Raw genomic sequence first — 26,008 nt, forward strand, 5'->3', positions numbered from 1 at the left:
CACAGGCCCTTGCCGCGGGCGACCCGAGCAGACATGACACGCATCACCCCATATGCCCCAAAGGGCACCCGATGACCTGGCTTGCCCTGACAGGGGCAGAGTTCGGGCGCGGCCATGCCAACCGCCAGCCGGCGGCGATCTGCCTGGACATGCCCGCCGGGCAAGACCCCGAGGACGTGATCGAGCGCGGTAGCTTCTACCTCGAGGCCGCGATCAGCCGCACCCTGGCCGACGACCAGCCGCTGTTCGTGCTGCACCGCACCGGCGAGATCACCAGCCATGTCTCGGTGCAGATCTGCCGCGATGGCACCATCGTCTATGGCCGGCGGCTGGGCGACCAGCACGAACAGGTCAGCCTGACCCCAGACCGGATGCAGGCCGAGGGCTGTTTGCGGCTGACGGTGTTGTGGGATGGCCCGGCGCGGCAGGGGCTGATCACCGCCGAGTTCAGCGCCAATGGCGCCACGGTGCAAAAGGCGGTGCGCGACCCGCTGCCCTGGCTGGCGGGCGATGTCGCGGCCACCCCGCACGAGGCCGGGCTGGGCAAGGGGTTGATCTGCTTTGGCCTGTCTGACCAACACCTGCCCGTCGGCCCCGCCCCCAGCCTGGCCGCCGGCACGCCGGTGCGCACGCCGGGCGGCTATGCGGCCATCGAAACGCTTGGCGCGGGCGACCTGGTGCTGACACCCGGAGGCCAGACCGTGCCGATCCGCCGCGCCATGGCGCGCGAGGTTCCGGCGCGCGGGCGCTTTGGGCCGGTCCGGCTGCGCGCGCCCTATCTGGGGCTGCGCAGTGACGTGATCGTATCGCCGCATCAGCGGCTGCTGATCGACGGCCCCGAGGTCGAATACCTGTTGGGCGAAGATCAGGTTCTGATCGAGGCGCAGGCGCTGATCGGCACCAACTGTGCCTGGCCCGCTGGCTGCGGCCCGGCGATCACCTATCACCAGCTGATCTTTGACGACCATGTCATGCTGGATATTGCGGGCACGCCGATGGAAAGCCTGTTCCTGGGCGATCTGCGCGACGACCCCGTGCGGCTGGCGGCGACTGAGCTGGGCAAAGGCACCGGCACCGCCTTGCCTTTGCACAAGAAACTGGCCTATCGGGCGCTGCGCGAGTATGAGGCTATGACACTCAAGGCCGCGATCTTCAGCCCATGACCCCAGAAACGGACACGAACCGATGATGCGATTTCTGCGCAGCAAGCTGATCCTGCTTGCCCTGCCGATGTTGATTGCCGCGGGCAGCGGCATGGCCGTCGCGCAAGAGACCACGATCGCCACGGTCGAGCGCCCGCCGTTCTCTACCGTGGTCGATGGCACCCAGACCGGGTTCAGCATCGAACTGTGGGAAGCCGTCGCCAAGGAAATCGGGGCCAGCTCGACCTATCGGCGCCATGACAGTTTCGCCGCCATGCTGGGCGATGTGCGCGAGGGTGCGGCAGATATTGCCGTGGCCAATATCTCGATCACGGCCGAGCGCGAAAAGGTGCTGGATTTCAGCCATGCGATCTTTCAGTCGGGGCTGCAGATCATGGTGCCGCAGGGCAACCAGACCAGTGTGATCTGGCAGGCGCTGAAATCGCCCGACCTGCTGCTGGCGATCCTGATCGCGTTCCTGATGCTGTTCGGCGGCGGGATGCTGATGTGGGTGCTCGAGCGCCGCGACCAACCCTATTTCGACCGCCCGGCCAGCGAGGCGCTGTTTCCGTCGTTCTGGTGGGCGTTGAACCTGGTGGTAAACGGCGGGTTCGAGGAACGCGTGCCGCGTACCTTCCTGGGCCGGATCTTTGGCGTGATGCTGGTGCTGTCATCGCTGTTTCTGGTGTCGATCTTTGTCGCGAAAATCACCGCGATGATGACGGTCAACGCGATCCAGGGTTCGGTCAATTCGCTGACCGATCTGTATGGCAAGAATGTCGGCACGATCGCGGGTTCGACCACCGCCGCCTTTCTGCAAGAGCGCGACATAGACGGGCGCGGCTATGACGACCTTCAGGCCCTGCTGGCCGCCTTTGAACGGGGCGAGCTGGACGCGGTGGTCTTTGATGCGCCGGTGCTGGCCTATTACGCCAACCATCGCGGCAGGGGTAAGGCCGAGATGGTCGGCGCGCCCTTCCGCCGCGAAAGCTATGGCTTTGCCCTGCCCGCGGGCAGCCCGCTGTTGGAACCGATCAATCGCGCGCTGTTGCAGCTGCGCGAAGACGGCACCTATGACGCGCTGTACCGCAAGTATTTCGGGTCGCAGGGTTAAAGGGTCAGATCGTCGGGGTCGGCGGTTTCCTCGCCGTCGTAGAACGGCGTGAACTGCGCCACCACGACCGAGTTCTCCGCAAGCGCGCGATCCATCAGCGCCTGTTCGTCAGCGTCGATCTCATGCCCCTGCGCGCGGCGGTCGTCGGCGGTGCCATAGCCGGTGACATCCAGCGGGTTCATGTCGGCCTGTTTCAAGATCGCGACGGTTTCACGCACGGCCTCGGCCTCGTCCACGCCGCTGGCAAAGCACAACAGCCCGGCGCCGGTCGCGCGCGCGGGCAGGCCGTCGCCATCCTTGCGACCGACCTGCACCAGCAGGGTATAGACCTGCTGGCGCTTTTTCTTTTTGGGTTCGTCAGTCACGCAGCAGCTCGTTGATCGAGGTCTTGCTGCGGGTCTTGGCGTCGACGCGTTTGACGATCACGGCGCAATAAAGGCTGACGCCGTTCTTGGACGGCATCGAGCCTGCCACCACGACCGACCCGGCCGGCACTTCGCCATACATGACTTCGCCGGTTTCGCGGTCGACGATCTTGGTCGACTGGCCGATGAACACGCCCATGCCCAGAACCGAGCCCTCGCGCACGATCACGCCCTCGACCACCTCGGAGCGGGCGCCGATGAAGCAGTTGTCTTCGATGATGGTCGGGCCGGCCTGCATCGGTTCCAGCACGCCGCCGATGCCGACGCCGCCCGACAGGTGCACGTTCTTGCCGATCTGGGCGCAGCTGCCGACGGTCACCCAGGTGTCCACCATGGTGCCCTCATCCACATAGGCGCCCAGGTTCACGAAAGACGGCATCAGAACGGCGCCGGGGGCGATATAGGCAGACTTGCGCACCACGCAGTTGGGCACCGCGCGGAACCCCGCGGCCTTCCACTGGTCGGGGCCCCAGCCCTTGAACTTGCTGTCGACCTTGTCCCACCAGGTGCCGCCCTGCGGGCCGCCGGTCTGTTCTTCCATGTCCTTCAGGCGAAAGCCCAGCAGCACGGCCTTTTTCGCCCACTGGTTCACATGCCAGTCGCCGTTTTCCAGCTTTTCCGCCACGCGCAGGCTGCCGCTATCCAGCGCGGCCAGGGTGGTTTCGATCGCGTCGCGGGTTTCGCCGGTGGTGGCGGGGGTGATCGTATCGCGCGCGTCCCAGGCGGCTTCGATCGCGGCTTCAAGCTGGGCGTTGGACATCAGGATCCCTCCAAAACGTGACTGGTTTCATTAGGCCAGAGCCTATAGACCCAGAAGGGAACAGGCGCAATGCAAGCGAGGCGAGATGAAAGACGAACAAGGCCGGGTTTTCCCCGATGCGCAGCAGGATATCGAAAGCGCGCGCTGCATTCCCGACACCCCGCAATCGCGCTCGCCCGCCTATCGCCTGGCCTTTGCCGATGACGATTTCCTGTGCCGGGACGAATTGCGCCCGGTGCGGCTGCAGCTGGAGCTGATGAAGCCCGAGATGCTGATGACCGAGGCCGGGATCGACAGCACGATCGTGCTGTTCGGCGGCGCCCGCATCCCCGAGCCTTCGCAAAAGCACACCGCCCGCACCCAGACCCTGGCCGATCTGTCGCGCTATTACGACGAGGCGCGTGAATTCGCCCGGCTGATGACGCTGAAAAGCATGGAAAGCGGCGGGCGTGAGAACGTGATCGCTACCGGCGGCGGCCCCGGTGTGATGGAGGCCGGCAATCGCGGCGCCATGGATGCTGGCGGGCGATCGCTGGGGCTGAACATCGTGTTGCCGCACGAGCAATGCCCCAACCCCTATGTCACGCCCGAGCTGTGCTTCAACTTTCACTATTTTGGCATCCGCAAGATGCATTTCCTGATGCGCGCCCGCGCCATTGTCGCCTTTCCGGGCGGGTTCGGCACGCTGGACGAGCTGTTCGAAAGCCTGACGCTGATTCAGACCAACCGGATGAAGCCGGTGCCCTTCCTGCTGTTCGGGCGCGAATTCTGGGAAACCATCATCAACTGGGATGCGCTGGCCGAGGCCGGAACGATCGCCCAAGAGGATCTGGACCTGTTCCATTTCGTCGAGACCGCCGCCGAGGCGATCGAGATCATCGAGGCAGAACAAGCGGCATTATAATACCGCAAAATATACTCTAGATAATTGATAAATATAGCAGTCTATAACTGACCTATATTTACAGACCCGCCTCTTTCGCGATCTCGGCGCGGCTTTTGCGGGCGCGCTCGGTGGCCGATTTCAGCTGACCGCAGGCGGCCATGATGTCTTCGCCGCGCGGGGTGCGGATGGGGCTGGCGTAACCGGCCTTGTAGATGATGTCGGCAAAGGCCTCGATCCGGCTCCAGTCCGAGCGCTCATAGGGCGAGCCGGGCCATTCGTTGAACGGGATCAGGTTGATCTTGGCCGGAATGCCGGCGATCAGCTTGACCAGCCGGCGCGCGTCGGCGTCGGTGTCGTTCACGTCTTTCAGCATCACGTATTCAAAGGTGATGCGCTCGGAATTCGACAGTTTCGGATAGGCGCGCAGCGCGTCCAGCAGGGTCTTGATGTTCCAGCGCTTGTTGATCGGCACCAGCTGATCGCGCACCTCGTCGGTGGTGGCGTGAAAGCTGATCGCCAGCAAACAGCCGATTTCCTCGGCGGTCTTGGCAATCTCGGGCACGACGCCGCTGGTCGACAGGGTGATGCGGCGGCGGCTGAGGCTGATGCCCTCGCCATCCATGGCGATCTTCATCGCGTCGCGCACGTTGTCGAAATTATACAGCGGCTCGCCCATGCCCATCAGCACGACGTTCGACAACAGGCGCGGCCCGGCCTCGCCGCTGCCCACGCCGGGTTCGGGCCATTCACCCAGGTCATCGCGCGCCATCATGATCTGCCCGACGATTTCACCCGCCGTCAGGTTACGCACCAGTTTCTGCGTGCCCGTGTGGCAGAATGAACAGGTCAGCGTGCAGCCGACCTGGCTGCTGACGCAGAGCGTGCCGCGATCGGTTTCGGGGATATACACCACCTCGACCTCGTGCCCGCCGGCGATGCGCACCAGATATTTGCGGGTGCCGTCGGCCGACACCTGTTTCGACACCAGTTCCGGGATCTCGATCACGAAATTCTCGGCCAGTTGCGCGCGATAGGCCTTGGCCAGGTTGGTCATGGCGTCAAAGTCGCGCACGCCCCACTGGTAGATCCACTGCCAGATCTGGTTGACCCGCATCTTGGCCTGTTTTTCCGGCGTGCCGGCGGCGATCAGGGTTTCGCGCAGTTTGTCACGGGTCAGCCCGACAAGGTTGACCTTGCCGCCCTCGGGCAGCTTGCGGGGAATGGTCACGACATCCTGCGTAATGGTCATGGGGCGCGTCTCCGGTGGATCAAGTCGCGCTTCTTACAGGATTCGGGGGCGCAGATAAATACTCAGCCGCCGCAGTATTTCTCGGCCGAGTCGCTGGCGGCGGTAAAGCCCAGCAGCGAGAACGTATCCTTGGTGATGGTGCCCCGCGCCGAACGGGCGGTCAGCGTGGCATCCGATCCGCGCTTCATCGCGGCAAGGATCTTGGCATCGTCACCCGCCGAGGCCGGCCAGGCCCATTCGCCATCGGTAAACAGCTGATACTTGGCGCCGGCGACTTCCATCTCGACGAACGAGTCCTTGGCGAAGGGATAGCCTCCGGTAAAGGCGATCTCGCCCTTCACGCCGCTTTTCGGGCGATAGGTGACGAAAAGTAGGATTTCGCCACGGCTTACCGCCTTGATCCGGCCGCTTGAATCGGTGTTCACGGTTTTCTTGGGAACGGTCACGCCCCAGCATTCGGACGGCGATGCGGGAGGCTCTGCATAGACCTTCCAGTCGGTATGCGCCTCAACCTGATTTTCCGAGACCTGCTGTGCCAGAGCACCGGTCGCGATACATGCCACGAATGCGCCTGTAATGCCGCGTTTCACCCACGATTTCATTGATCTACAGCCTCCCAGCTGTGCTTGCCTCTGCGATGCGCCATACGGCCGTTCCCCGGAACTATTCAGGCGGCGCCGCACTTTTCAACTCGATATCGCGAGATTAACGTGAAACGGCCGATATGTGAAAGCCCTGTTGGCGGAAAATCGCGCAACACCCAGGCGGAGGCAGACCCGATGACCCGTGACATTCCCATGGTCGAGCTGACACGCGGGCCATTCGTGGAAACCGTGCATCGCGGGCAGGCGGTGATCTGTGATGCGCGCGGCGATATCGTGCGGGCCTGGGGAGACCCCGATCAGGTGATCCTGCCACGATCCGCGGCCAAGATGATCCAGGCGCTGGCGCTGGTGGAAAGCGGCGCGGCGGATGCGGCGGGTCTGACCGATCGGCATCTGGCCATCGCCTGCGGGTCGCATATCGCCGCGCCGGTGCATACCGGGCTGGTGGCGGGCTGGCTGGCCGATCTGGGGCTGGGTGACGATGACCTGTTATGCGGCGCCGAAAACCCGCGTGACCGGGTGACCAAGTTCGAGATGATCCGCGCCGGCGGACGGGCCTGCCAGGTGCATAACAACTGCTCTGGAAAACACGCGGGGTTTCTGACTGTCGCGCGGCATCTGGGCGCGGGGCCGGATTACGTTCAGCCCGATCACCCGGTGCAGCTGACGGTGCGCGCCGCCTTCGAAGAGGTCACCGGTGCGCGCAGCCCGGGCTATGGCATCGACGGCTGCGCGGCGCCCAATTTCGCCACCACCCTGCACGGGCTGGGGCGGGCGCTGGGCTATTTCGCCGGGGCGCGCGGCGGGTCAGGCGATCAGCGCGAACAGGCGGCGGCCCGGTTGCGCGATGCGATGGGCGCGCATCCCGATCTGGTCGCGGGTGAGGGCCGCGCCTGCACCGATCTGATGCTGGCCTCTGGCGGCCAGGCCGTGGTCAAAACCGGGGCCGAGGGCGTTTACGCCGCGATCCTGCCGCAGGCCGGGCTGGGCGTAGCGGTCAAGATCTCGGACGGGGCCACCCGCGCTGCGCAATGCGTGATTGCCGCGCTGTTGGCGGATCTGGGTGTGGTCGATCCGCAAGATCCGCGAGTGGCGCGCTATCGCACGCCCGACCTGAAAACCTGGGGCGGCGCGGTCACCGGACAGATGCGCCCCGCCCCCGGATTTCTCTAGTCACATCTCGATGGCCTGGGCCACCTCGACCGACCCGGTGCCCTGCACCACCATCGGACAGCCCTTGGCCATGCTGATCGCGGCGTCCATGTCGGCGGCCTCGACCAGCGAATAGCCCGAGATCGGGTTGGCGCCGCCATTGTCGGCCACACCACCGGTCGCGACGGTATAGGACTGGCCCACCGGGTTGCCCCCGTCCAGAACGGCGGCCCCCATATCGGCGAACCAGGCCTGCCATGCGGCCATGGCTTTCTGGCCCTCTTCGGGGGTCTCGGGCATCTTGCCGCCGTGATAGGCGAATACGAATTTCGGCATGTTTCAGTCTCCCTTGGTTAAAAACGCCTGCAACGCCTGTTCCAGACGGCGCAGGGTCGAAGTCCATCCCTGTTCGTGCTGTTTCGCGGCCTCGTCGCCGGGCAGATCGCGGTGGTCGATGATCAACACCGCCCCCTCTTCTTGCGCCTGCACCGTAAAGGTCACATGGCTTTCGGGGCCGCGCGTGTCGGTGTCGTCATGCCAGGCCCAGGTAAACCCGACCGAATGCGGCGGGCGCAGATGGGTGACATGACCCGTCACCTTGAACCGCTGGCCGCCGTCGCGCGCGATCATCACCGCGCGCCATGGCCCTTTGCGGGTAAAATTGATGTCATGTTCGACCATATCCACCCATTCGGTGCCAAACCACTGACCCAGCCGGTCGGGCCGCGTGACCCATTCGAACAAGGCGTCGGCGGAAATGGGGAAATAGCGTTCAAGCCTTACGTCAGTCATGTGTGCCCTCTGCTGCGATGGCCCGGGCCAGGCGGTCCAGCCCCTGGTTCCAGAAATGCTTGTGGGATATCGTCCAATCCGCGATGGCCTGCATCGCATCGGGGCGCACGGCGTAGATGCGCTGAGGGCCGCGAATGGTCTGGCTGACCAGCCCGGCCTCGCGCAGCACCTTGAGGTGGCGCGAAAAGGCGGGGGCGGAGATATCGGCCAGTTCGGCCAACGTGCCAGCAGGCTGCGCGCCGTCGGCCATCAGCTTTTCGACGATGGCAAATCGGGTGCTGTCAGCAAGGGCGGCGAATGTTTTGGTCAGATCGGTCATGAGGGCATCATGACGCGATTCGTTATTTTCGAAAAATGTTAATTAACTATTTCGCGAAATAGTGAGTCAGGCCGCGAACTCGTCACGGGTATAGCCCTGGATATAGAGCAGCGCCGACAGGTCGCCGAAGTTGATGCGAATATCGCATTCCGCCGCGACCGAGGGCTTGGCATGCAGCGCAACGCCAGCGCCGGCCAGCCCCAGCATGCCCAGGTCATTCGCCCCGTCGCCCACGGCCATCACGTCGGCATGGGTCAGCCCCAGCCGCGCGGTGATATCCTGCAACGCGGCGACCTTGGCCTCGCGCCCCAGAATCGGGTCGGCGACATGGCCGGTCAGCTTGCCGTTTTCGATCATCAGGGTGTTGGCGCGGTTTTCGTCGAACCCCAGCTCGGCCGCGACACGCGCGGTAAAGGCGGTGAACCCGCCCGAGACCAGCGCCGCATAGGCGCCGTTGGCCTTCATCGTGGCCAGCAGGGACTTGCCACCGGGCATGAACGTGATGCGGGTGTTCAGCACCTCGTCGATCACGCCGGCATCCAGACCCGCCAGCAGGCCGACGCGTTCGCGCAGCGCGCCTTCGAAATCCAGCTCGCCATTCATGGCGCGGGCGGTGATGTCTTTCACCCGCTCGCCCACACCGGCGACATCGGCCAGCTCGTCGATGCATTCCTGCTGAATCATGGTGCTGTCCATATCGGCCAGCAGCATCTTCTTGCGCCGCCCTTCGGCGGGTTGGATCACCAGGTCAACGCCCAGTTTCTGCATGTCAGCCCAGACATCCCAGCGGTTGCCCGGCAGCGCATCCAGCGGAAATTCGGCTGCGATTTCAGTGGCCAACCAGCGCGCGGCGCCCCCGCCCCAGGCATTTCGCAGCGCCTCGACGGTGGTTGCGTCCAGCGCGGGATTTGCGGGGTTGGTCAGCAGGGTGGCAACGAACATGGCGGCGGCTTTCGGTCTTTGGGATCGGATCAACGAAATAGTATCTACGCGGCGCAATAGCGCAGCTTTTTCTCTTGCGCCAGAGCAAGAACGGCCCTATCTGCGTCGACGGGACACCCCTCCCCAACGAGGGGCATATATCTGGAAGGATACCAGCAATGGCTATCGAAGCTCCGGCCGCGCGCCCGGCTAACCCGCGTTTTTCCTCTGGCCCCTGCGCCAAGATTCCGACCTTCTCTCTTGATCTGCTGGCTGATGCGCCCCTGGGCCGCTCGCACCGTGCCGCCATTGGCAAGGACAAGCTGAAAGCCGCGATCGAAACCACCCGCGAAATTCTGGGCATCCCCGCCGATTACAAGATCGGTATCGTGCCCGCCTCGGATACCGGCGCCGTTGAAATGGCCCTGTGGTCGCTCTTGGGTGCCCGCAAGGCCGAGATGCTGGCTTGGGAATCGTTCGGTTCGGGCTGGGTCACCGATGTGGTGAAACAGCTGAAGATCGACGCCGAAGTGAAAACCGCCGATTACGGTGACATCGTTGATCTGGCCTCGGTCGATTTCAACAACGACGTGGTGTTCACCTGGAACGGCACCACCTCGGGCGTGCGCGTCCCCAATGGTGACTGGATCGCCGCCGACCGCGCCGGTCTGACCATCTGCGACGCCACCTCGGCCGCCTTTGCGATGGACCTGCCCTGGGACAAGCTGGATGTAACCACCTTTAGCTGGCAAAAGGTGCTGGGTGGCGAAGCCGCTCACGGCATGCTGATCCTCAGCCCGCGCGCTGTCGAGCGCCTGGAAAGCTATACCCCCGCCTGGCCGATGCCCAAGATCTTTCGCATGACCAAGGGCGGCAAGCTGATCGACGGTATCTTCCGCGGTGAGACCATCAACACCCCGTCGATGCTGGCTGTCGAGGATTACCTGGTCGCGCTGGATTGGGCGAAATCGGTGGGCGGCCTGAAAGGCCTGATCGCCCGCGCCGACGCCAACACCGCCGCGATTGCACGGTTCGTCGACAGCCATGACTGGATCGCCAACCTGGCCAATGATCCGGCCACCGCGTCGAACACCAGCGTCTGCCTGAAGTTCACCGACGACCGCATCCAGGACGGCGCCGTTTTCGCCAAGGCCGTGGCCAAGCGCCTGGAAAAAGAGGGCGTTGCCCTCGATATCGGCGCCTATCGCGACGCGCCCGCCGGCCTGCGCATCTGGTGCGGCGGCACGGTCGAGACCTCGGATATCGAGGCTCTGTTGCCGTGGCTGGAATGGGCTTTTGAAGCCGAAATCGCAGCCCAGTGATGATCTGGCGGCCCGGTGAACGGGCCGCTCTTTCCCAAAGATTTCCCTATCAAGGAGCCTGAGACCATGGCACCCAAAGTTCTCATTTCCGACAAGCTGTCCGACGCCGCCATCCAGATCTTCAAGGATCGTGGCATCGAGGTCGATTTCCGCCCCGAACTGGGCAAGGACAAAGACGCGCTGGCCGCCGCGATCGGCGACTATGACGGTCTGGCGATCCGTTCGGCCACCAAAGTGACCGAAAAGCTGCTGGAAAGCGCCACCAACCTGAAAGTCGTCGCCCGCGCCGGTATCGGCACCGACAACGTCGACAAGGCAGCCGCCTCGAAAAAAGGCGTGATCGTCATGAACACGCCCTTCGGCAACATGATCACCACCGCCGAACATGCGATCGCGATGATGTTCGCCGTGGCGCGCCAGATCCCCGAAGCCTCGGCCAGCACCCATGCCGGCAAGTGGGAAAAATCGAAATTCATGGGTGTCGAGCTGACCAGCAAGACCCTGGGCGTGATCGGCGCCGGCAACATCGGCGGCATCGTCTGCGACCGCGCCCGCGGCCTCAAGATGAAGGTCATCGCGTTCGACCCCTACCTGTCGGAAGAACGCGCCGACGAGCTGGGCGTTGAAAAGGTCGATCTCGACACGCTGCTCAAGCGCGCCGATTTCATCACCCTGCACGTGCCGCTGACCGACAGCACCCGTAACATCCTGTCGCGCGAAAACCTGGCCAAGACCAAGAAGGGCGTGCGTATCATCAACTGTGCCCGTGGCGGTCTGGTTGACGAAGAGGCGCTGGCCGAGATGCTGAAATCGGGCCATGTGGCCGGTGCCGGCTTTGACGTGTTCTCGGTCGAACCCGCCACCGAGAACCCGCTGTTCAACCTGCCCAACGTTGTCTGCACCCCGCACCTGGGCGCCTCGACCTCGGAGGCCCAGGAAAACGTGGCCCTGCAAGTTGCCGAGCAGATGTCGGATTACCTGCTGACCGGCGCCGTGACCAACGCGCTGAACATGCCGTCCGTCACCGCCGAAGAGGCCAAGGTCATGGGCCCCTGGCTGAAACTGGCCGAGCATCTGGGCAGCTTTATCGGTCAGCTGACCGACGAGCCGGTCGAAGAGCTGAACATCACCTTTGACGGTGTGGCCGCGACCATGAACCTGGCCGCGCTGGAATGCGGCGCGGTTGCGGGCATCATGAAGGCCGGCAACCCCGACGTGAACATGGTTTCGGCCCCGGTGGTCGCACGTGAACGCGGGATGCAGATCTCGAAAACCACGCAAGAGGCCTCGGGCGTGTTCGAAGGCTATATCAAGCTGACGATCAAAACCCCGACCATCACCCGCTCGATCGCGGGTACGGTGTTCTCGGATGGCAAGCCGCGTTTCATCCAGATCAAGGGCATCAACATCGACGCCGAGATCGGCGAGCACATGCTGTACACCACCAACCAGGACGTGCCCGGCATCATCGGCACCCTTGGCGGCGTTCTGGCAAAGCACAACGTGAACATCGCGAACTTTACCCTGGGCCGCACCGCCGTGGGCGACAGCGCGATCGCGATGCTGTACCTCGACGTGGCCCTGCCCGCCGAGGTGGTGGCCGACCTGAACGCCACGGGCCTGTTCCAGCAGATCCGCCCGCTGCAGTTCGACGTCTGATCCCAAGGCCAGCAAGATGAAAATAGGCCCGCCGCGTATCGCGGCGGGCTTTTCCGTTTCGGTCCCGGCTCAGGCGCGCGCGCCGAACCCGTGGCGCAGCACCGTGACCAGAAACACCAGCATCGATGCGCCGGTTATCATCGACCCGGCGATGGCCAGCCCCTCGCCCTTTTGCATCACCGCCATGGCGATACCCGGCACCATCAGCACCACGCCCCCGATCGCCAACAGCAGGTGAATGCGCGCCAGCCCGGCCCTCGCCGCCTGGGGCGTCAGGTAATAATAGACCCCGAACAACGCCATCGTCGCCCAGCCCACCAGATTCAGGTGGGCATGCGCGCCGCCCAGCGCGTGATCGCCAGATGCGGCCATGGCGATGCCCAGCCCCATGCCGCAGGTCACGCAGATCACCGCGGCGGCAAAAAAGTAGAACGGTATTCCTCTCATGTGCAGTCCTTTCCCGCTGCCCCGCCCGCCTTGTGCGGATCTGGTTCATGTGTCGGGCAGCGGGGGCAGTGTGCCAAACCGCAATTAATTGATGAAATTGATTGATAGTATATTTATAATTACCAACATGAATTTATCTGGCTTCGATCTCAACCTGCTGCGGGTTCTCGATGCGCTGCTGCGCGAAGGATCGACCGTGCGCGCCGGGCAGCGGATCGGCCTGTCGCAACCTGCGGTGTCAGCGGCGCTGGGGCGGCTGCGCCACGCCTTGGGCGACCCGCTGTTCGTGCGGCAGGGGCAGCGGCTGGTGGCGACCGACTTCGCCCGCTCGCTTGAGGCGCCGCTGACCGATATCCTGGGACAGCTAGAAGCTTTGCTGGCCGGACCGCCCGCCTTTGACCCCGCCACCGCGCGGCACAGGTTTCGGATCTCGGGCGCCGATTTCTTTTCCCAGTTGCTGATGCCGCACCTGGCCGATGCGCTGTCGCGCTTGGCGCCGGGGATCAAGATCCAGATGACCAACATCCATCCCGGCGAGGAATATCACGCGCTCGAAGATCCCTCTGTCGACCTGGCGCTGCTACCGGAAACCCGGTTTCCCGACTGGCTAGAGCACGAACAAGTGCTGGAATCGCGCCTGGTGGTGATCGCGCGCCAGGGCAATGCCCATCTGGCCGGGGCGGGTATCGCGCCCGGGCATGGCATCCCGCTTGATCTGTTTTGCGGCATCGGCCAGATCCTGTTTTCACCCGATGGCAGCCTGCGCGGGCTCAGCGACACGGTGCTGGACCAAATCGGCCGCACGCGCGACGTGGTGATGACGATGCCGGCCTTCGTGGGGGTGTGCAACGCGGTGGCCCAAAGCGACTTTATCGCGCTGGTGCCGCATCAGGTGGCGCATCATATGGCGGGGCCGCTGGGGCTGGATATCTACCCCCCGCCTTTCGAAATTCCACCGATTCCGCTGCACATGGGCTGGCACCGGCGCCTTACCGGCGCGCCCCCGCAAATCTGGCTGCGCCGGCAGGTCAAAGACGCGCTGCACCGACTGGACGCTTGACCGAACGCAAAGTCCTGTAATTATTCCAGAATGGAACAATTCGCCCTCGACCGCTTTCTCCCTTATGTGCTGTCCGTAACCGCGTCGCGGATCAGCAAGGAATTTGCCAGCCGCTATCGCACCGAGTTCGGGCTAAGCATCCCCGAATGGCGCGTGCTGGCGCATCTGTCCCAGGCCAGCGAGGTGTCGGTGCGGGAAATCCACCGCAAGGTCGACATGGACAAGTCCAAGGTGTCGCGCGCGGCGACCCGGCTAGAGTCTGCGGGCTATATCCACAAGGTCACCGACAGCGCCGACCGACGCCTTGTCAAGCTTAGCCTGACGCCTGCGGGGCACGATCTGATAGGTCGCATAATTCCAATTGCCAACGCCTATCAGTCCGAATTGCTGACCTTGTTGGGCGACCACGAGGCGGATTTTCGCGCATACCTGGACAAGTTGGTTCAGCGTTAAATCATTTTTCCCACAGAAAAACGCCGGACAGCCCATCATAGCCGCTTGATTAGCTTGCCGTTAAGCGAACCGAGCGGCTAAACATAAGCGAATCTTTTAAAAGGGGGAGATCGGCATGACCGGTATCGTGATTCTTGGTGCAGCCCGCACCGCAATTGGCACCTTCGGCGGCTCGCTGGCCAATACTTCGGCCATTCAGCTTGCCACCGTTGCGTCCAAAGCCGCGATTGAACGCGCTGGCGTCGAGGGTGGACAGATTGGCAACGTGGTGATGGGCCACGTCATCAACACCGAGCCGCGCGATATGTATCTCAGCCGCGCCTCGTCGATCGAGGCCGGTGTGCCGGAAACCGCCACCGCGATGAACGTGAACCGTCTGTGCGGTTCGGGCGCCCAGGCGATCGTGTCGGTTGCCCAGTCGCTGATGATGGGCGATGCCGATTTCGGTCTGGCCGGTGGTGCCGAGAGCATGAGCCGCGCCCCCTACTCGCTGCCCGGCATGCGCTGGGGCCAGAAAATGGGTGACGCCGGCGCGACCGACATGATGGTCGGCGCCCTGACCTGCCCGTTTGGCACCGGCCACATGGGTGTGACCGCCGAGAACGTCGCCGGCGAATTCGGCATCACCCGCGATCAGCAGGATGCCTTTGCGCTGGAAAGCCAGGAACGCGCCGCTCGTGCCATCGCCGAGGGCCGCTTCAAGTCGCAGATCACCCCGGTTCAGGTCAAAGTGCGCCGCGACATGGTGGATTTCGACACCGACGAGCATCCCAAAGGCACCACCCTTGAGAAACTGGGCGCGCTGCGCGCGGCCTTCCGCAAGGATGGTTCGGTGACCGCCGGTAACGCCTCGGGTCTGAACGACGGCGCCGCCGCTGTTGTGCTGGCCCGCGAAGACGCCGCCGAAAAGGCCGGCCTCAAGCCGATGGCCCGCCTGCTGGGCTATACCATTTCGGGTGTCCGCCCCGACATCATGGGCACCGGCCCGATCCCGGCCGTGGAAAACCTGATGGCCCGCACCGGCCTGACCATTGCCGATTTCGACCTGATCGAAAGCAACGAAGCCTTTGCCGCTCAGGCGTTGGCCGTGAACAAGGGCCTGGGCCTGGATGCCGCCAAGGTGAACCCGAACGGCGGCGCGATCGCCCTGGGTCACCCGCTGGGCGCCACCGGCGCGATCCTCACCGTCAAGGCTCTGTACGAGCTGGAGCGCATCGGCGGCTCGCGTGCCATCGTCACCATGTGCATCGGCGGCGGTCAGGGCATCGCCCTCGCGATCGAGCGCGTCTAATCCGGCGGCGCGCCCAGGCGCGCCCCTGACAGAACCCGACCGGATCGCGGCAACGCGGTCCGGTTTTCTTTTGGGCCGTTAACCCTGTCTTCACCCTGTCGCCCCCATAGAGGAAGCAGGAGATGAACAACGGGTTACGCCATGAACCTCGAAGACAAGCTTGCAGAGGAACGGCGCGGCAGGCTGGCCGCAGAGCGCCTGTTGGACCAAAAAACCCGCGAGCTGTTCGACGCCAACGCCAAGCTGTCGCAACATGCGCGCCACCTGTCCGACGAGATCGTCGAAACCCGCCAGCAGGCCGAGAAACTGCGCGGGCAGAACACCCAGATCGCCGAGGAGCTGCGCGAGGTCAGCACCGCCTATGCCATCGCTGAACGGCGGCTGTGGGATTCGCTGGAAACCATCCATGACGGCTTTGCGGTGTTTGACGCCGATAACCGTCTGGTCGCCGCCAACCCGGCCTATCTGGGCATGTTCGACGGGCTAGAGGATGTGCGCATCGGCGCCAGCTATGCCGAGATCATCCAGTTGATGGCCGATGAGGGCATCATCGACACCCAGGGCCTGTCGCGCGCCGACTGGGTGGCCCGCGCGCTGACGCGCTGGGATCAAGACCCGGTGCCAGATACGGTGGTGCGCCTGTGGAACGGGCAATATATCCGCCAGATCGAACGCCGCACGCCGGGCGGCGACATGGTCTGTCTGCACCTGAACCAGACCGACATGATGCGCATGTGGGCCGCGGTCGAGGCTGTGCCCGACGGGTTTGTCCTTTACGACAACGAAGATCGGCTGGTCATGTGCAACGACCGCTATCGCCAGATCTATTCCGACAGCGCCCCCGCAATGCAGCCCGGCACGACATTTGAGGAAATCCTGCGCTACGGGCTGGAACGCGGTCAATACCACGAAGGCATCGGCCGCGAAGAGGAATGGCTGGCCGAACGGATGATCCGCCACCAGAAAGCCGACGGTGTGATCGAACAGCACCTGGCCGACGGCCGCTGGCTGCGCATCCTGGAAAAGCAGACGCCCGATGGCGGCCGCGTCGGCCTGCGCGTCGACATCACCGACCAGAAGGAACAGCAATCCGCGCTTGATGACGCCCGCGTCGCCGCCGAGGCCGCCAACCGCGCGAAATCGGCCTTTCTGGCCAATATGAGCCACGAATTGCGCACCCCCATGAACGGCGTCGTCGGCATGGCCGAGCTGCTATGCGACACCACGCTGAGCGAAGAACAGCGCCTTTACGCCGAAACCATCCGCAATTCGGGCGGCGCGCTATTGGGGCTGCTGAATGACGTGCTGGATTACTCGAAAATCGAGGCGGCCAAGCTGAACCTCTTCCCCGAGCCTTTCGATCTGGAACGCACCATCCACGAGGTGGTGATGCTGTTGCAGGCCACCGCTCATGACAAGGCTGTCGCGTTGCTGATCGACTATGACCTGTTCATGCCAACCTGCTATCTGGGCGATCCGGGGCGTATCCGGCAGATTTTGACCAACCTGATCGGCAATGCGGTCAAGTTCACCCAAGAGGGCCACGTCCTGATCCGCGTGGTCGGGTTCGAGGGCGAGGCGCCGGGCAGCCGCCAGATTCACCTGACCGTCGAGGATACCGGCATCGGCATCGCGCCCGATATGCAGGATCACATCTTTGGCGAATTCAACCAGGTCGAGGATCAGCAGAACCGCAAGTTCGAGGGCACCGGCCTGGGCCTGGCCATCACCCGGCAGCTGGTCGAGATGATGGGCGGAGAAATCTGGGTCGATTCCGAAAAGGGCCAGGGCAGTTGCTTTGGCGTCGCGCTGTCGCTGCCCCTTGCCGAAGAGATCGAACCGCATGTCGCCCTGCCCGCCACCAGTTTTCGCACCGCGATGGTGATCGACGACCAAGACATCAACCGAACCATCCTGGAACGGCAGTTGGAACAGATGGGCCTGACGGTCAGCTGCTATCGCAATGCCGATCTGGCGCAAGAGGCGCTGGATACCGGCGACAGGCCCGATCTGATCGTGACCGACGATCGGATGCCGGGCCTCAGCGGGCGCGATTTTGCCCGGCGGCTGCGCGAGGCGGGCGATGAAACGCCGATCCTGTTGCTCAGTTCAAACCCGACCGGGCTGCGGGCCTCGGGTCAGGGGGCGACGGCGGTCATGACCAAACCGGTGTTGCGGCGGTCGTTATATGACATGGTCGCCACGCTGGGGCCGGTGCGCAAACAGGCGCGGGAATGCCGCCCGATGCGGGTGCTTGCCGCCGAGGACAACCGCACCAACCGGCTGGTATTCAGCAAGATGCTCAAGGGGCTGAACCTCGACCTGCATTTCGTGGAAAACGGAGAAGAGGCCGTTGCCGCCCACGCCGAACAGCCGCCCGATCTGATCTTCATGGATATCTCGATGCCGATCATGGATGGCAAAACCGCGACCCGTGCCATTCGTACCGCCGAACGGGACAGTGGCGCGCCACGAGTGCCGATCGTCGCCATGACGGCCCATGCGATGGAAGGCGATGCCGAGGACATACTTGCCGCCGGGCTGGATCACTATCTGACGAAACCGCTAAGCAAGGATGCCATCCACGAGATGATCCACCGCTATTGGCCCGAGGGCTGCGAGGATCTGACGGTCGCGGCTCAGGCCTCGGGGTAGTCGCGCAGGAAAACCCAGCGGTCGCCATCGGACATGTCGGCGCGGTAGCGATAGCCGCCGCTGTCGAATTCGCGCAGGGCCCGCGCATCGGTCAGGCGGTTTTCGCAGATGAACCGCGCCATGGCGCCGCGCGCCTTTTTGGCGAAAAAGCTGACGATCTTGGCCTTTCCGGCGCGTTCCTCCATGAAAACCGGGGTGATGACCCGCGGGCGCAGCGCGGCGGGGTCGACCGCGCCGAAATATTCGACCGAGGCGCAATTGACCAAGACATCGGTTTCCGCGGCCGTGGCCGTGTCGTTCAGCGCTCGCGCCAGGCGGTCACCCCAATAGTCGTAAAGGTTGGCGCCACGTGCGGTTTTCAGGCGGCTGCCCATTTCAAGGCGATAGGGCTGGATGCCATCCATCGGGCGCAGCAGGCCGTAAAGCCCCGACAGGATGCGCAGATGCCCCTGCGCCCAGCGCAGCGCGTCGTCGTCCAGCGTCGCGGCCTCGAGCCCGGCATAGGTGTCGCCCGCGAAAATGCGGATCGCGGGGTGTAGGTCGGCAGGCGCGGGGGCGGCCTGAAACGCGGCAAAGCGGTCGGCGTTCAGACGGGCCAGGTTATCGCTGATCGCCATCAGTGTCTTGAGCGCCGGCGCGCCCAGATCATTGGCGACAGCGGCCAGCGCAACGGCATCGGCGGCAAATTCTGGCGTGGTCAGATCGCCGCCCTGCTGCGACAGGTCCAGCCGTTTGGCGGGGGAGATCACGACAAGCATTCAGCCCTCCTGCAACACATCAAGAAACGCGGCGCCGAACCGTTCGGCCCGGCGGTCGCCCAGCAGGCGGGTCAGCGCCTCGAGGTTGGCGGGGCGCTGCTCGGCCAGCTTGGCCAGCTGTGCGGTTGAGCAGCTGAGCGGTTTTTCCAGCCCGTCGGCCCCGCGCGCCAGATCGGTCTGGGTCTGCATCAGCCGGTCATACAGGTCACCCGCTGAACGCCCGGCCAGCTTGCGCCGGGCGGGGTGCAGATCGGGCGTGGTCTCGCCGGTGATGACCGCCAGAAAAGCCGCGCCGTAGCGTTCCAGCTTTTTCGCACCGACGCCGCTGATGCGGGCCATGTCGTCCAAGGTTTGCGGGCGCTGTTCGGCCATCTCGATCAGGGTGCGGTCGTTGAACACCATATAGGCGGGCAGGCCGGCCTCCTCGGCAAAGGCGCGGCGGCGGGCCTTGAGCGCCGACAACAGCGGCGCGTCCTCGTCCGAGACCAGCGTTTTCACCACCGGCCCGGCCTTGGCCTTGCGAATCGTATCGCGGCGCAGGGTGATCTCGGCCTCGCCGCGCAGGATGGGGCGAGCGGCCTCGGTCATGCGCAGGGCGCCGTGGCGTTCGGGGTCGGGGCGGACCAGATCTTGCCCCATCATCTGGCGGAACACGGCCTGCCAGCCGCGTTTGTCGAACTCTCGCCCGACGCCGAATGTGGGCAGCATATCGTGGCTGCGGGCGCGCACCTTGTCGGTGTCGTTGCCGGTCAGGATGTCAATCAGATGGCCGGTGCCGAAATATTCGCCCGTGCGCAGGATGGCCGACAGCGCCTTGCGCACGGCCTCGGTGCCGTCGAACAGATCGGCGGGGGTATCGCACAGATCACAGTTGCCGCAGGGCGCGGCGTCCTCGCCGAAATAGGCCAGCAGGGTTTGCCGGCGGCAAAGTTGCGCCTCGGCCAGACCCAGCAGGGCATTCAGGCGGGCATGATCCGCCGAACGCCGTTCAGGAGGCGCCAGGCTTTCGTCGATCTGGCTGCGGCGCAGGCGGATGTCTTCGGGGCCGAACAGGGTAAAGGCTTCGGCCGGGGCGCCGTCACGGCCCGCGCGGCCGATTTCCTGATAGTAGGATTCAATCGATTTCGGCAGGTCGGCATGGGCCACCCAGCGGATATCGGGTTTGTCGACGCCCATGCCAAAGGCCACGGTGGCGACGACGATCAGGCCGTCCTCGGTCTGGAACCGTTCCTCGACAATGCGGCGGTCGGGGGCCTCCATCCCGCCGTGGTAATGGCAGGCCAGGTGCCCGGCATCCGACAGGGCGCGGGCCAGGCTTTCGGTTTTCGCGCGGGTGCCGCAATAGACGATGCCCGACTGGCCCTTGCGGGCGGCGGCATAGGCCAAGATCTGGCGGCGGGGGTTGTCCTTGACCTCGAACGACAGGTGGATGTTGGGCCGGTCAAACCCGCGCAGAAAGGTTTCGGGCGGCGTGCCATCAAACAGCCGCGCGACGATTTCATCGCGGGTTTCGGCATCGGCGGTGGCGGTAAAGGCGGCCAGCGGCACGTTCAGCGTGCGGCGCAATTCGCCGATACGCAGGTAATCGGGGCGGAAATCGTGCCCCCATTGCGATACGCAGTGGGCCTCGTCCACGGCGATCAGCGACACGCCGATGCGGCGCAGCATGTTCAGCGTGCCGCCAGAGGCCAGCCGCTCGGGCGCCATGTACAGCAGCTTTAGCTCGCCCGCGTCGAGCGCGCGAAAGACGGCATCGGTTTCGTCCTCGGTATTGCCAGAGGTCAACGCCCCGGCGGCCACGCCCGCCTCGCGCAACGCGCGCACCTGATCGCGCATCAGGGCGATCAGCGGCGAGATCACCACCGTCACCCCGTCACGGCACAGCGCCGGCAGCTGGAAGCACAGCGATTTACCGCCACCCGTCGGCATGATGGCCAGGGTGTTGCGGCCCGCCGTCACGGCAGACACGATTTCGGCCTGACCGGGGCGAAACCCGGTGAATCCGAATACGGAGGCTAAGAGCTCTTCTGCGCGGGGCATGGGCCTGTCGGGACTGTCTGCTCGGGTTTTTTCAGACAATCCCATGTCGGGACCGGGTCGGCAACCCCTGCCCTAGATCAGGGCGTTGAAGATCGCGGGCAGAAAGATGCTTTGCAGGGCGATCACCGCGATGAACGCCACCAGCGGCGCCAGATCCAGGTTGCCCGTTTGGGGCAGAACGCGGCGGATGCGGCCATAGATCGGTTCCAGCAGGCGGTTCAGGCCATCCCAGATCTGGGCCACGCCCGCCTGACGCGGGTTGAGCACCTGAAAGGCGATCAGCCAGCTGAGGATGATATGCGCGATCATCACGAAATAGACGACATCGAGGATCAGCTGGAGAAAACGGTAAATCTCGTACATTCGGGTTTTGCCTGCGTTGTGACGCTCAACAGGTAAGGGCGAATGCCCGGCATGACAACCGCTTTGCGCAAGGTTCAGCTTGACGCAGCGCCCCTGGCTTGGTGTTTGACAGTCAAAGGAGAGCGCGCATGTACCCATTTTTTCGCATGGCCATGGAACGGATCAAGCATCGCAACGCAGGTGCGTTGGGGCCGGGCGAAACCCATGTCTCGCATCATTTGTGCCTGCCCGGCGATCTGGACATCTGGAACGAGCTCAACAACGGTCGCACGCTGACCCTGTTCGACTTTGGGCGGCTATCGCTGATTGATCGCAATGGCATTATCAATCTGTGCAAGCAAAATGGCTGGGGCCCCGCGATTGCGGGGGCTTCGGTGCGCTATCGCAAGCGGATCAAATTGCTCGATCGCATCGAGATGCGGTCGACCCTGATCGGATGGGATGCCCGATTCTATTATATTCCGCAATCCATGTGGCGGCGGGGCGAATGCGCGAATGAGGCATTGTATCGCGTGGCTATCGTGGGCGCGCAGGGGATTGTGGCGCCCGCCGAGATCGCGCGCATCCTGGGCTGGAACACGCAATCGCCGGACCTGCCCGATTGGGTGCAGGCCTGGTGTGATGCCGAGAACCTGCGCCCCTGGCCCCCGGTTTCCTAATCCCTCGGGTTTCGCTTGCGCAGCGAAGCACCAAGAGGCCATAAACAGGCGCGGGACACTCAGTGAGGTATGGGATGAAACCGAACGCCGCACGGCGCATCTGGGGCTGGTACTTCTTCGACTGGGCCTCGCAGCCCTATAACACCCTGCTGCTGACCTTTATCTTTGCGCCCTATGTCAAGGAACTGGTGGGCGACGGCACCGCCGCGCAGGCGGCCTGGGGCTATGGCGTGGGCGCGGCCGGGCTGATCATCGCGCTGCTGGCGCCGGTGTTGGGCGCGATTGCCGACCGGGCCGGCGGGCGGCTGCGGTTCATCTGGCTGTTTTCGCTGCTTTATGTCGTGGGCGCCTGCGGGCTGTGGTATGCGCAGCCAGGTGATTTCAACCTGACGCTGACGCTGCTGTTTTTCGGTGTCGGGCTGGTGGGGATGGAATTCGCCACGATCTTTACCAACGCGATGCTGCCCAATCTGGGCACCCGGGCCGAGATCGGCCGCATTTCCGGCAATGGCTGGGCGCTGGGTTATGTGGGCGGGGTGCTGGCGCTGGTGCTGATGCTGACGCTGATTCAGGAAAGCCCCGAAACCGGGCAGACCCTGATCGGGCGCGATCCGATCCTTGGCCTTGACCCCGAGACCCGCGAAGGCACCCGCGCCGTGGGGCCGTTCACGGCGCTTTGGTATATCGTCTTTATGGTGCCGTTTTTCCTGTGGGTACGCGAGCCGCGCAACCCCGACCGGCTGACCATGCGGCAGGCCGTGCAATCGGCCCTGCCCGAGCTCAAGACCACCTTGCGGCACCTGCCCGACAACCGCAGCCTCTTTGCCTATCTCGGATCCAGCATGTTCTATCGCGACGCGCTGAACGGGATGTATGTGTTCGGCGGCATCTACGCCGCCGGCACCCTGGGCTGGACACCGGTCGATGTGGGCATTTTCGGCATCATCGCGGCGGTGACGGGGGCGGTTTTCGCCTGGATCGGCGGCCATGCCGATGAATACTTCGGCCCCAAGCCGGTGATCGCGGTCACGATCGTGGTTCTGACCCTGGTGGCCCTGGCGGTGATCTTCGTGTCGCGTGACAGCGTGCTGGGCATGGCGGTCGAGCCGGATTCAGCCCTGCCCGACGTGACCTTTTACGTGCTGGGCGCGCTGATCGGGGCGGCCGGCGGGGCGCTGCAATCGGCCAGCCGCACGATGATGGTGCGCCAGGCCATTCCCGGCCGCGAGACCGAGGGCTTTGGCCTGTATGCGCTGGCGGGCAAGGCCAGCTCGTTTCTGGCGCCGCTGTCGATCGGGCTGGCCACCGACATAAGCGGATCTCAGCAACTGGGCATCACGCCGCTGATCGTGCTCTTTATTATTGGTCTGTACCTGCTACGCTGGGTCAAGGCAGATGGTGAACAGGCAGATCAATGGGCAGGACATTCCTCGCGGCCCTCATCCTGATTCTGACGACAGGATGGGCCACGGCAGCAGAGCAAAAGGCCAACCAGTTATTCGGCGCGGTCAGCCGTGCCTCGCAACAGGCGCCGGCGCCGATTGGCACCTATGCCAAGGGATGCGGCGCGGGGCTGGTGCAACTGCCCGAAACCGGGCCGACGTGGCAGGCCATGCGCCTGAGCCGCAACCGCAACTGGGGCCACCCCGACGCGATCGCGTTCATCCAGCGCCTCAGCGCCCAGGCCGCGACCCAGCCCGGATGGAAAGGCCTTTACATCGGTGACATCAGCCAGCCGCGCGGCGGCCCGATGACCAGCGGGCACAGCTCGCACCAGATCGGGCTGGATATCGACATCTGGCTGCTGCCGGCCAAGCGGCTGAATCTGTCGCGGTCCGAGCGCGAAAAGATCAGCTCGCTGGACCTGCGCAGCAAGGATCAGCGCCGCGTGAACGGCAATTTCACCCGCGCGCATTACGAGATCTTGAAGGCGGCGGCGATGGACCCGGCGGTCGACCGCATCTTTATCACCGCGCCGGTCAAGATCGAGATGTGCAAGGTTGCCACGCGGTCGGACAAGGTTTGGCTGCAAAAGATCCGCCCGCTTTATGGTCACAACACCCATTTCCACGTGCGGCTGAAATGCCCGCCCGGATCGCAGGACTGCGAAACCCAGCGGCCCAGCGTGGCCGAACTGTCGAAGGGCGGCGATGGTTGCGACAAGTCTCTGGAATGGTGGGTGACCGATTACCTGGCCCCGCCCAAGCCCGCACCGAAACCGTCGAAACCCACGCCGCGCAAACGCGGGGCGCGCGATTACACCATGCAGGATTTGCCCCGCCAATGCGCGCATGTTTTGTCGTCGCGCTGATCGCGGCCCTGTGGGCGGGCGGGGCTACGGCCCAGGCCCTGACCCAGACCGCATACTGGGAATGGCAGGATGATCGCCCCGGCTTTGGCGGCTTTTCCGGGCTGGAGGTCAGCGCCGATGGCACCGAATTCACCGCAATCTCGGATGCAGGGTTTTTCCTGACGGGCCGGTTCAGCCGTGCGGGCGACATGCCCTTGGCGGTGCGGGACAGCACTCTGGGGCCGATGCAAAACATCCTCGGCACGCCGGTTGACGCCATGCAACGCGATGCCGAGGGGCTGGCCATCGCCGAGGACGACACGGTCTATGTGTCATTCGAGCTGGACGCGCGGGTCTGGCGCTATGGCGACATATCCGGCCCGCCCGAGTATCTGCCCATGACGTGGGAGTTTCGCGGCTTTAACGCCAATCAGGGGCTTGAGGCGCTGGCCATCGACCCGGACGGCGCGCTTTTTGTCATCCCCGAGGTCGACAAGATTTCGCCGCGCAGCTGGCGGGTGTTCGTGTTTCGCGACGGCGCCTGGTCGCAGATTCTGCATCTGCCCAAACGTGACGGCTTTCGCCCGGTGGGCGCCGATTTCGGGCCGGACGGGTGGTTCTATCTGCTCGAGCGCGATTTTCACGGCGCACGGGGCTTCAGCTCGCGCATTCGGCGGTGGCAGCTGGGCGAGGACGGTTTTGCCGGCGAAGAGGTTCTGATGACCTCGCAGCCGGGTCAGTATGACAACCTTGAGGGCCTGGCCGCGTGGCGCGATGAGGATGGCAAAACCCGGCTGATCGCGATTTCGGACGACAACTACAAGTTTTTCCAGCGCACCGAATTTGTCGAGTTCACCGTGAACGAGTGACTTGATTTGCGGCCCCGGCGGCGTTAGACGGGCGCGTCCGCCGCGTTGGCGGGCCAAGTCTCCGCAACCTTGACAAAACGGATCACAAAATGAACCGCGGTATCATTCTTGGCGTTCTCGCCATGGCCATCATCGTGGTGGCCGCAAACATCCTGGTGCAATTCCTGTTCGGCAACTGGCTGACCTGGGGTGCGTTCACCTATCCCTTTACCTTCCTTGTCACCGACGTGATGAACCGCCTTTACGGCGCCAAGGCCGCCCGCCGCGTGGTGCTGGCCGGTTTCGTCGTGGGCATCCTGTGTTCGTTCGTCGGCACCCAGATCATGGGTGAGTTCGGCCCGCTGGTCACGCTGCGTATCGCCATCGGTTCGGGCGTGGCGTTCCTGATCGCGCAACTGCTGGACGTGTCAATCTTCGACCGCCTGCGCGAAGGCACCTGGTGGCGCGCGCCGCTGGCGTCGTCGCTTGTGGGAGCGTCGGTCGATACGGCGATCTTCTTCAGCGTCGCGTTCTCGGCCAGCCTGGTGTTTATCGAGCCCGGCAACGATGTCAGCTGGGCCGGCGAGATGCTGCCGCTGATCGGGATCGGCCCGGTTGTGCCGCTTTGGGTGTCACTGGCCTTTGCCGACTGGCTGGTCAAGCTGTCGCTTGCGCTTTTGGCACTGGTGCCGTTCCGCCTGATCATTGGGCGGTTCGTGGCACGGGTAGCGTAAAAAGTTTTGACAAACACTAAATCTGTGTCACCCTACCTTTGACGGCAACAGCAGAAAGGAGGTG

At 64.1% G+C, this 26,008-nt stretch carries 27 protein-coding genes; 15 read left to right on the forward strand and 12 right to left on the reverse strand.

Annotated features, from left to right (window positions below):
* The first annotated feature begins 71 nt into the window (after positions 1-71).
* Positions 72-1,163, forward strand: a complete 1,092-nt coding sequence (locus tag OE856_RS06800) for a Hint domain-containing protein (RefSeq protein WP_263715317.1) — start codon at positions 72-74, stop codon at positions 1,161-1,163.
* Positions 1,164-1,254: 91 nt separating this feature from the next.
* Positions 1,255-2,256 (forward strand): transporter substrate-binding domain-containing protein, encoded by a 1,002-nt coding sequence (locus OE856_RS06805; RefSeq protein WP_412174870.1) that lies wholly within the window; start codon positions 1,255-1,257, stop codon positions 2,254-2,256.
* Here OE856_RS06805 and OE856_RS06810 read toward each other — a convergent pair.
* Both OE856_RS06810 and dapD read right to left on the reverse strand, forming a co-directional pair.
* Entirely contained in the window at positions 2,253-2,621 is a 369-nt protein-coding gene (locus OE856_RS06810) for a hypothetical protein (protein ID WP_263715318.1), read from the reverse strand. The genes OE856_RS06805 and OE856_RS06810 overlap by 4 nt on opposite strands.
* On the reverse strand, positions 2,614-3,441 hold the full coding sequence (gene dapD / locus OE856_RS06815) for a 2,3,4,5-tetrahydropyridine-2,6-dicarboxylate N-succinyltransferase (RefSeq protein ID WP_263715319.1): 828 nt from the start codon (positions 3,439-3,441) through the stop codon (positions 2,614-2,616). The genes OE856_RS06810 and dapD overlap by 8 nt, the downstream gene beginning before the upstream one ends.
* Positions 3,442-3,526: 85 nt before the next feature.
* On the opposite strand from dapD, the gene OE856_RS06820 reads away from it, so the two are divergent.
* The gene (locus OE856_RS06820) at positions 3,527-4,345 is read left to right on the forward strand and encodes an LOG family protein (RefSeq protein ID WP_263715320.1); all 819 of its coding nucleotides are present in this window, start codon (positions 3,527-3,529) and stop codon (positions 4,343-4,345) included.
* Positions 4,346-4,403: 58 nt separating this feature from the next.
* On the opposite strand, the gene rlmN is transcribed toward OE856_RS06820, so the two are convergent.
* Together rlmN and OE856_RS06830 are read right to left on the reverse strand one after the other, a co-directional pair.
* Positions 4,404-5,576: a 23S rRNA (adenine(2503)-C(2))-methyltransferase RlmN gene (rlmN, locus tag OE856_RS06825; protein ID WP_263715321.1), complete on the reverse strand. Its 1,173-nt coding sequence runs from the start codon at positions 5,574-5,576 to the stop codon at positions 4,404-4,406.
* A gap of 62 nt (positions 5,577-5,638) precedes the next feature.
* Positions 5,639-6,178 carry an invasion associated locus B family protein gene (locus OE856_RS06830; protein WP_263715322.1) on the reverse strand — a complete coding sequence of 180 codons (540 nt, stop codon included), beginning with the start codon at positions 6,176-6,178 and terminating at the stop codon, positions 5,639-5,641.
* A 177-nt stretch (positions 6,179-6,355) separates the two neighbouring features.
* Here OE856_RS06830 and OE856_RS06835 point away from each other — a divergent pair, with 177 nt between their 5' ends.
* A complete protein-coding gene (locus tag OE856_RS06835; RefSeq protein WP_263715323.1) occupies positions 6,356-7,354 on the forward strand; it encodes an asparaginase in 999 nt (332 codons plus the stop codon).
* Here the strand turns inward: OE856_RS06835 and OE856_RS06840 are convergent, their stop codons facing one another.
* From OE856_RS06840 to serB, 4 genes are all read right to left on the reverse strand, one after another.
* A complete protein-coding gene (locus tag OE856_RS06840; protein WP_263715324.1) occupies positions 7,355-7,669 on the reverse strand; it encodes a hypothetical protein in 315 nt (104 codons plus the stop codon). It abuts the gene before it with no gap.
* 3 nt (positions 7,670-7,672) lie between these two features.
* The gene (locus tag OE856_RS06845) at positions 7,673-8,125 is read right to left on the reverse strand and encodes an SRPBCC family protein (protein ID WP_263715325.1); all 453 of its coding nucleotides are present in this window, start codon (positions 8,123-8,125) and stop codon (positions 7,673-7,675) included.
* Positions 8,118-8,444: an ArsR/SmtB family transcription factor gene (locus OE856_RS06850; protein ID WP_263715326.1), complete on the reverse strand. Its 327-nt coding sequence runs from the start codon at positions 8,442-8,444 to the stop codon at positions 8,118-8,120. Before OE856_RS06850 ends, OE856_RS06845 begins: the two co-directional genes overlap by 8 nt.
* A 66-nt stretch (positions 8,445-8,510) precedes the next feature.
* Positions 8,511-9,386, reverse strand: coding sequence for a phosphoserine phosphatase SerB (gene serB, locus OE856_RS06855; protein ID WP_263715327.1), 876 nt, complete (start codon positions 9,384-9,386; stop codon positions 8,511-8,513).
* A gap of 158 nt (positions 9,387-9,544) precedes the next feature.
* On the opposite strand from serB, the gene OE856_RS06860 reads away from it, so the two are divergent.
* On the forward strand, positions 9,545-10,687 hold the full coding sequence (locus OE856_RS06860; protein WP_263715328.1) for a phosphoserine transaminase: 1,143 nt from the start codon (positions 9,545-9,547) through the stop codon (positions 10,685-10,687).
* Positions 10,688-10,753: 66 nt separating this feature from the next.
* The gene (gene serA, locus OE856_RS06865) at positions 10,754-12,346 is read left to right on the forward strand and encodes a phosphoglycerate dehydrogenase (protein WP_263715329.1); all 1,593 of its coding nucleotides are present in this window, start codon (positions 10,754-10,756) and stop codon (positions 12,344-12,346) included.
* Positions 12,347-12,415: 69 nt separating this feature from the next.
* Here the strand turns inward: serA and OE856_RS06870 are convergent, their stop codons facing one another.
* Positions 12,416-12,793: a hypothetical protein gene (locus tag OE856_RS06870; protein WP_263715330.1), complete on the reverse strand. Its 378-nt coding sequence runs from the start codon at positions 12,791-12,793 to the stop codon at positions 12,416-12,418.
* 127 nt (positions 12,794-12,920) lie between these two features.
* Here OE856_RS06870 and OE856_RS06875 point away from each other — a divergent pair, with 127 nt between their 5' ends.
* From OE856_RS06875 to OE856_RS06890, 4 genes are all read left to right on the forward strand, one after another.
* Entirely contained in the window at positions 12,921-13,853 is a 933-nt protein-coding gene (locus OE856_RS06875) for a LysR family transcriptional regulator (RefSeq protein WP_263715331.1), read from the forward strand.
* 30 nt (positions 13,854-13,883) lie between these two features.
* On the forward strand, positions 13,884-14,306 hold the full coding sequence (locus OE856_RS06880) for a MarR family winged helix-turn-helix transcriptional regulator (RefSeq protein ID WP_263715332.1): 423 nt from the start codon (positions 13,884-13,886) through the stop codon (positions 14,304-14,306).
* A 115-nt stretch (positions 14,307-14,421) separates the two neighbouring features.
* Complete coding sequence (locus tag OE856_RS06885) at positions 14,422-15,597, forward strand: acetyl-CoA C-acyltransferase family protein (RefSeq protein WP_263715333.1); 1,176 nt, start codon at positions 14,422-14,424, stop codon at positions 15,595-15,597.
* Positions 15,598-15,738: 141 nt separating this feature from the next.
* The gene (locus OE856_RS06890) at positions 15,739-18,252 is read left to right on the forward strand and encodes a response regulator (RefSeq protein ID WP_263715334.1); all 2,514 of its coding nucleotides are present in this window, start codon (positions 15,739-15,741) and stop codon (positions 18,250-18,252) included.
* Here the strand turns inward: OE856_RS06890 and yaaA are convergent.
* The 3 genes from yaaA to OE856_RS06905 form a co-directional block, all read right to left on the reverse strand.
* Positions 18,237-19,010 (reverse strand): peroxide stress protein YaaA, encoded by a 774-nt coding sequence (gene yaaA / locus OE856_RS06895; protein ID WP_263715335.1) that lies wholly within the window; start codon positions 19,008-19,010, stop codon positions 18,237-18,239. The genes OE856_RS06890 and yaaA overlap by 16 nt on opposite strands.
* Positions 19,011-21,050, reverse strand: coding sequence for a DNA helicase RecQ (recQ, locus tag OE856_RS06900; protein WP_263715336.1), 2,040 nt, complete (start codon positions 21,048-21,050; stop codon positions 19,011-19,013). It lies immediately after the preceding gene.
* Between the two features lie 72 nt (positions 21,051-21,122).
* The gene (locus OE856_RS06905; protein ID WP_263715337.1) at positions 21,123-21,413 is read right to left on the reverse strand and encodes a YggT family protein; all 291 of its coding nucleotides are present in this window, start codon (positions 21,411-21,413) and stop codon (positions 21,123-21,125) included.
* 128 nt (positions 21,414-21,541) lie between these two features.
* Here OE856_RS06905 and OE856_RS06910 point away from each other — a divergent pair, with 128 nt between their 5' ends.
* From OE856_RS06910 to OE856_RS06930, 5 genes are all read left to right on the forward strand, one after another.
* Positions 21,542-22,072 carry an acyl-CoA thioesterase gene (locus OE856_RS06910; RefSeq protein WP_263715338.1) on the forward strand — a complete coding sequence of 177 codons (531 nt, stop codon included), beginning with the start codon at positions 21,542-21,544 and terminating at the stop codon, positions 22,070-22,072.
* A gap of 74 nt (positions 22,073-22,146) precedes the next feature.
* Entirely contained in the window at positions 22,147-23,520 is a 1,374-nt protein-coding gene (locus OE856_RS06915) for an MFS transporter (RefSeq protein WP_263715339.1), read from the forward strand.
* Entirely contained in the window at positions 23,487-24,383 is an 897-nt protein-coding gene (gene mepA, locus OE856_RS06920) for a penicillin-insensitive murein endopeptidase (RefSeq protein ID WP_263715340.1), read from the forward strand. The genes OE856_RS06915 and mepA overlap by 34 nt, the downstream gene beginning before the upstream one ends.
* A complete protein-coding gene (locus OE856_RS06925) occupies positions 24,356-25,231 on the forward strand; it encodes an esterase-like activity of phytase family protein (RefSeq protein WP_263715341.1) in 876 nt (291 codons plus the stop codon). The genes mepA and OE856_RS06925 overlap by 28 nt, the downstream gene beginning before the upstream one ends.
* Positions 25,232-25,320: 89 nt before the next feature.
* Positions 25,321-25,944 carry a queuosine precursor transporter gene (locus tag OE856_RS06930; RefSeq protein WP_263715342.1) on the forward strand — a complete coding sequence of 208 codons (624 nt, stop codon included), beginning with the start codon at positions 25,321-25,323 and terminating at the stop codon, positions 25,942-25,944.
* Positions 25,945-26,008: the final 64 nt, after the last annotated feature.

Source organism: Actibacterium sp. XHP0104, from assembly GCF_025751515.1.
Classification (GTDB): domain Bacteria; phylum Pseudomonadota; class Alphaproteobacteria; order Rhodobacterales; family Rhodobacteraceae; genus Actibacterium_D.